The 5994-nt window shown below is 35.8% G+C and carries 2 protein-coding genes and 1 pseudogene; all 3 read right to left on the minus strand.

The genetic code is table 11. From position 1 onward, the window contains the following. Positions 1-3756: pseudogene (locus tag HMPREF1152_RS00045) on the minus strand (helicase-related protein); the annotation flags it as partial. Positions 3757-3838: 82 nt separating this feature from the next. Continuing rightward, positions 3839-5380 (minus strand): AlbA family DNA-binding domain-containing protein, encoded by a 1542-nt coding sequence (locus tag HMPREF1152_RS00050; protein ID WP_009643084.1) that lies wholly within the window; start codon positions 5378-5380, stop codon positions 3839-3841. Between the two features lie 80 nt (positions 5381-5460). Continuing rightward, the coding region (locus tag HMPREF1152_RS00055; RefSeq protein WP_009643082.1) for a DNA topoisomerase at positions 5461-5994 on the minus strand (534 nt) is incomplete at its 5' end.

The raw sequence follows: 5994 nt of genomic DNA on the forward strand, positions 1-5994 counted from the left end.
TTCTTCAAACCCTTTAATCTGTATGTCGCTTTCAGGGTATAAGAGTTTTCCTATGCGACCGCTTACCGAGTCAAGCTCCACACCATAAAACTTTGACTTACTCATTTCATCGGGAAGATTACCGATAAAGTTTCCAACTCCCATACTTGGCTCTAAGATATTACCGCTCTTAAATCCCATACCTGCAAGTGTCTTATATACGCTGTCAATCACTGTTTTCGGTGTGTAAAAAGCTGTTAGGGTAGACTCTCTTGCAGCTTCATATTCAGATGGTGATAAATTTTCCTTTAAGAAACTTCTTGCAACTTCCCATTGTCCCTCTTTACTTTCGTCAAATACATCAGCAAGTCCGCCCCAACCGACATACTTTGAAAGGACTTCCTGAGCGTTAATATCTAAATCTCTCTCACCTCTTTCAATTCTATTTAACATAGAGATTGCTTCAAAATTATTGTTTAATCTCTCACTTGGAGATAACTTTTCAGGAAGTGTTTCTTCTGTGATTTTAAAGTTATGAGCCTCAGTTTTCTTTACTTCTACTCCCTCAATAGTCTTTTCATGTTTCGTATAGGTCAGATTTTCAAATAGCCTATCAAGGTCGCTTTCAAGACGATAAGGGATTACATCGGAGCCTGTTATCATACCACCAAGATATTCGGTATTGTCCTTGACTGTTATTGTCTTTAGGTTATTTCCCATATCATCAAAGCGTGTGATGGTATAGTTTTTGTCCTTATATTTAACTTCATCTCCAACAATAAAGTTAGGTCTTTCAAGACTTACCTGCTTTAATAAGTCCTCATTATCTTCAAAGGCTACAATGGGGATTTGATGATTTCCACTTCTTGCCGGATCAATCCATAAATCATTTCTTCTTGTGATTTGGTTTTTAGAAATCTCCCTTACAGTGTATTCTTCATGGTTGAAATATACGGTATCGCCTGTTTTAACTGCAAATTCATCTGCAAGGCTTTCCTCTTTTTCATTAAGCTCTACTTCTTCTCTTTCTTTGAGGTAATCAAATAGTGTTCCCTGAACAGGTGTTGCAGCTATTCTTTCTTCTACTTCTTCAGGTACTTCAAGCTCTGTTTCTTCTTCAAAACTAAGTTCTCCGTTAAAGACTGACTGAAGCTCCTGCTCATCCATCTGCTTAATAAGTTCTGTGTCCTTAAGCTCTCTAAAGGTTTTTGGGAAATCTTCTAAAATAAGCCTTTGAGCATTTAGTTCTTTCAATTCTTCAAGATTGAAATATCCCCATTCAGGTTCAATCCCAAGTACAAGTCCGAAAGCATCGCCACTTTCTCTGTCATACTCCGTCATATACCAAGTCCAGTTTGAACGGAAAGGAATGATATATGCTGCGTGAACCTCCTTATCTGCTAAAGGTACATCTTCCTGTGCGTAAAGCTCAGGAATTCTTTCAAGCATTTCATCGGTCATCAGATTTTCTGGATCATCTTTGGAATAATATTGCAGTGCTTTTACTTCTTCTATCTCTGTATCACTTTCTATTTTCTTTTCTTCATAAATATTTTTATAAAGCAGCTCATCAATATTCTTTGCCACGCTTGACCAAGTAAGAAATACATCACTGCAATCTTTCTTTTGCAATTTAAGTCCCTTAGCATCGTGCCATTCATCGCTTCCCATTGCCCCTGAAACAGCATGAGAACTTCCCCCGATGCCATACTCATCTTTTAAGAAGTTAGCTTTTTCTTGAAGCGTATGGTTTTCTTTGAAAAATTTTGTAATTCGCTCTTTTCCCTTATCTATTCCGCTTCCTCTTGAAATAGTAACTTTGACTTCATCTTCTGTAATAAAGGTTTTTACTTTAGGAAGCTCTGTCAGATTGGTACTATATTCCTTTCGTGGCAGCTCAAGTTCCTGTAATCTCTGATAAAGATTATCTACCTTGTGATAATGAAATCTTAGTACACCTCTGTTTTCTTTATATCCTTCCAAAAACCTGCCATATTCTTTGATTGTTTCCTTTAGGTATTCAGGATTTTTTAATGCTTCAGACAATCTTTTCGTTTCTTCCGGAAAACCCCCGCCTCTTTCAAAAGAGCTAAAATATCCTTGTTCTTTTCCTTCATCACTTAAATCATGCGTTAGATACCATAGGGATTCTGATATTCTGTCTCTGTCATAATCATATGCTTCTGAAAGCTCTACATTTGTGGCAAACTCACCATTATCAAGAAGTTCATTTATCCTCTTTGCAGCATCACTCCAGCTTAAAATTTGCGAATCATCTTCTCTTGCTGAAGTCCCATAAGCTAAATGAATACCTCTCTCCGAATACCAGGAAGATACTTCTTTTTCATCAATATATAGTCCGTTTCCGCCTTTAAATGTATCTTTGAGGTATTCTCCTAATTCTTCATTGCTCTTTCCTTTGGAAAACTCAGCTATAAGAGGAAGTCTACTTCCATCGTGATTTCCTCCGTTAATAAGGACAGTATCTATATCTTTCTGATTAAGAGGAATAGTAAGCCTCATATGTCCATAAGAATTTTCAGGCAAAGAAAAAGAAGCCTTATCAGCTTCTCTTATCTCTACTTCAGTATTTTCTTTTAGATTTCCACGATTTCCTTGATGGTCATCTCTTTGAGGGCTGAAATCATTGCTCCATACTGTGGATTGTTCTCGTCCTCTATCTTCCAAGCTGTCATCAGTTTCGGCTTCTCCGCTCTCATAAAGTCTATCGCTTGTTTTTGAATATCCATCAGGTGTCCTGTCAGCTTCTTCTCCTTGTATAGATCCACTAACATCTCGAAATGGCTCTGCTCCTCGCTCTCTGAAAGATAAGTGAGTCTCATCACTGCGTAAATCGGATTCGGGAATTCTTTCATGAAGTCCGTCTGTTCCTCCAAGCTGTTCAGCGTATTCTCCCTGATTTTCTCTATTATCTCGTCCGTACTCTCCATTTCGGAGAACTCGCTCATTTTCATTTCTTTTCTGATCATCTCGTCGAAGTACATTTTCTTCTACCTCCTCAATTTCTTCTCTAATCTTATTATATCCTGCTTCTTTACCTCTTAAAACTTCTTTATCAAGCTCTTTACTTTTCTGAATGGTTGCATCAATAATCTTTCCGCTAATATCCGATATGGTTTCGCCAAGACTCATAAGGGAAATACTATCAAGTCTTTCAAAATTCTCTCTTAGAAGTTCGTTATCTATCGGATAGTCTACCTTAAATCTTGAAGCAACTGCATGGCTTATTGAGTCCCTCACAAACTTGGTAAAAGATATTCTATCCTCATCGGCTATTCTAAGCTCATTCATAAGGCTATCTATCTTTTCATCTCCGTAAAGCCTGCTTAAAGAAAAGATATTTTCTAAGATACTTTCACTTTCCTCATAGCCCTCACTTGTTATCATTTCCTTTAGGACATCCTTATGAACTTCTTTGTCAAACTTCCAAAGATTTACTTCATTGACATCTCTGTTTCTTGAAACTGTCTGACCTATATCAAAGATATAGTTCACCTTCTTGTATGTGCCGTAGTCCTCTAAAATTGGGATACCCTTTTGTCCTCTCATAACGGTACGGTTAAAGCGTTCACTCCAATAGTCGAACTTGGCACAGGCTGTCGCTTCAGGATTTCTATCATAGATACTTAACTGACTTCTAAAGTCGTATCTTTGATTGTTTCCGACAACCTTTAAAAGCTTTAGGTATTCTGCTTCACTTTGCAAAATATCCAGTTTTACAAGTTCCAAAATGTTATGAAAATCATTTATTCGCATTTTTACCTCCTTCTTTTTTCCAAACAAAAAAGGTGGTTAGATTTTACTCTAATCACCTTTTGATTCTATGACCTTGTTTATTCTATTTCATTACTACCCATTTACCTGATTTGGTAGAGCCTTCTCTTTTAATCTTACCATCTGCTCTTAATTTTTTTATGTGATAACGAACTCCGTCAAAAGAAACATTTAAATGTTCCGCAATTTGTTTTGCTGTAATATTTGGCTCCATCATCATCAATTCAATAATTCTATTCGGTACGGATTTCTCAATTTTTATTTCTTGGGTAGTTTCTTGGGTAGTTTCTTGGGTAGCACTACCATTAAACTCCTTTAAAAACTCTGCATTTATACCCATAACTGCGTTAGTATAGTTATCTTCTTCATTGTCCGGATAAAACTTAAGCTCAGGAGAACCATTTTCTAATAGTGCATCTTTTGCACGCCTTATTCCTGATCCGTAAGACTCTATCAAGTTTAATGAAAAGAACATATCTTTAAGTTCTTTATTAAGATACTGCCTTCTGTCAAAACTTCTATCCCTATTAAGAGCTTCGATAGTTACAGGAGGAAGTGGTCTGTTATGGTTTACAAAAGAAATTCTATCCTTGTAAATATAGATTCCTACATATTCAGGCGTATCATATTCTTTATGCAAAATAGCGTTAGTAGCAAGTTCCTCAAATGCCGTAAGAGGATAGTTATAGATAATCTTATGCTCAATTTTATCAGCTTCCCTTATGGTGTATGAAGCCATAATATTATCTTCAAAATACTTGCTGACTTGTTTTGCCTGTATCCAAACTGGACCATCAAATCTTTTTGATTCCATTTTATCCGTTCCGTCAATTTCTCTTATGATTTCAACATGGGCATTTGGAATAAATTTATTTGGTGTTTCCGCAAACATCAGCACAGCAAAATTTTTAGCTCTATAACCGCCATACTCACTTTCACTAACAAGTCCCATACTCTTTGCCATATCCAACTTAGACATTTCTCTAATATCTTTCTTTGCTCCCGTCTGAAGCAGATATTCTTTCATATATTCATAGCTTAAATCATCTATGGTAGCTGTATCATTGAGATTGGAACTAAAAGAAAAGTTTGCAAATTTCTTTAAAAGTTCAAATTCTTCGGTTGGATTTGGAAGTCTTGAATCTCTGCCGACTCTGATATATCTTCCTGCCTTTAGCTTAATATCTTTATCCCTTTCCGCCCTTTCACTTGTTTGAAACGGTCCATTACTACCACTCTCTACCGCAACTACGATATAATATTCATCATCAATTTTGTCCGTAATAATATGGTAATTTATTTTAGGATGGATATTAGAAAGAAGAGATTTTAATTCATTTTCAATACCTTCAACTTTAGACTCTTTTATCCCCTCTATCGGTCTTTTCGGAATTGCCTTTTCTCCTGTTTCTTTATTATCAACTTCTTCAATCCCAACAAACAACAAGCCTATCTCATTGTTCATATAGTTATTGGCAAAGGCACAAGCAGTTTTTAGAATTTTATCTTTAAAATTTGCCGACTTTTTATATTCGATAAAACTGCTCTCTATATTTTGATTTTCAAGAATGTTATGAGCCATTCTCTTTATATCTAAAAGCTGCATAATACCTCCTTTTCAAAAAAATATTTCAATATACTATAGCACTTTTAGGGTATTTTTTCCACTCTGATATTAGTTACCTCTTACTTTGTATATGTAAAAACCGCCTCTTTTATATCATTTTCAATCGCTTCTAAAAATTCTTCCTTTGAAGATTTTCCCTGAGCAATATACGATAATTCCATTTCCCACTTCGCTGTCGTTTCTGCCGACTTAAAGCTATCCGCTACAATCGTTACAAGGCTAATTCCTTTATGAGTGGCTATAAGATTTTTCTTATCTCTTTCTACAAATCCCTTATAAATTAGATTTTCGATAATCCCTGCCCTTGTTGCAGGTGTTCCAAGTCCTTTTCTTTCCACTTCTACACCTTTTTCTAAGGCATCATTTCCCGCAATCTCCATAGACTTTAAGAGAGTATCTTCCGTAAAGTGTTTTGGAGGTTTGGTAAATTTTTCTTTAATCTCTTTATTTTCAATGCTTAAAACATCACCAACACTTACATTAGGAAGTACAGCATCTTCATTCTTTTTTGATTTGTATTCTTTAAGGTATTTGCTAAAGCCTTCATCCTTAATTACCTTGCCTGAACTTGTAAATTCAAAACCGTCAAATGA

The organism is Mogibacterium sp. CM50 (assembly GCF_000293155.1).
In the GTDB taxonomy this organism is placed as follows: Bacteria; Bacillota; Clostridia; order Peptostreptococcales; family Anaerovoracaceae; genus Mogibacterium; species Mogibacterium timidum.

Coding starts and splice junctions, on each gene's coding strand:
- HMPREF1152_RS00050 (WP_009643084.1), bottom strand. CDS start 5,380: ATGCAGCTTTTAGATATAAAGAGAATGGCTCATAACATTCTTGAAAAT.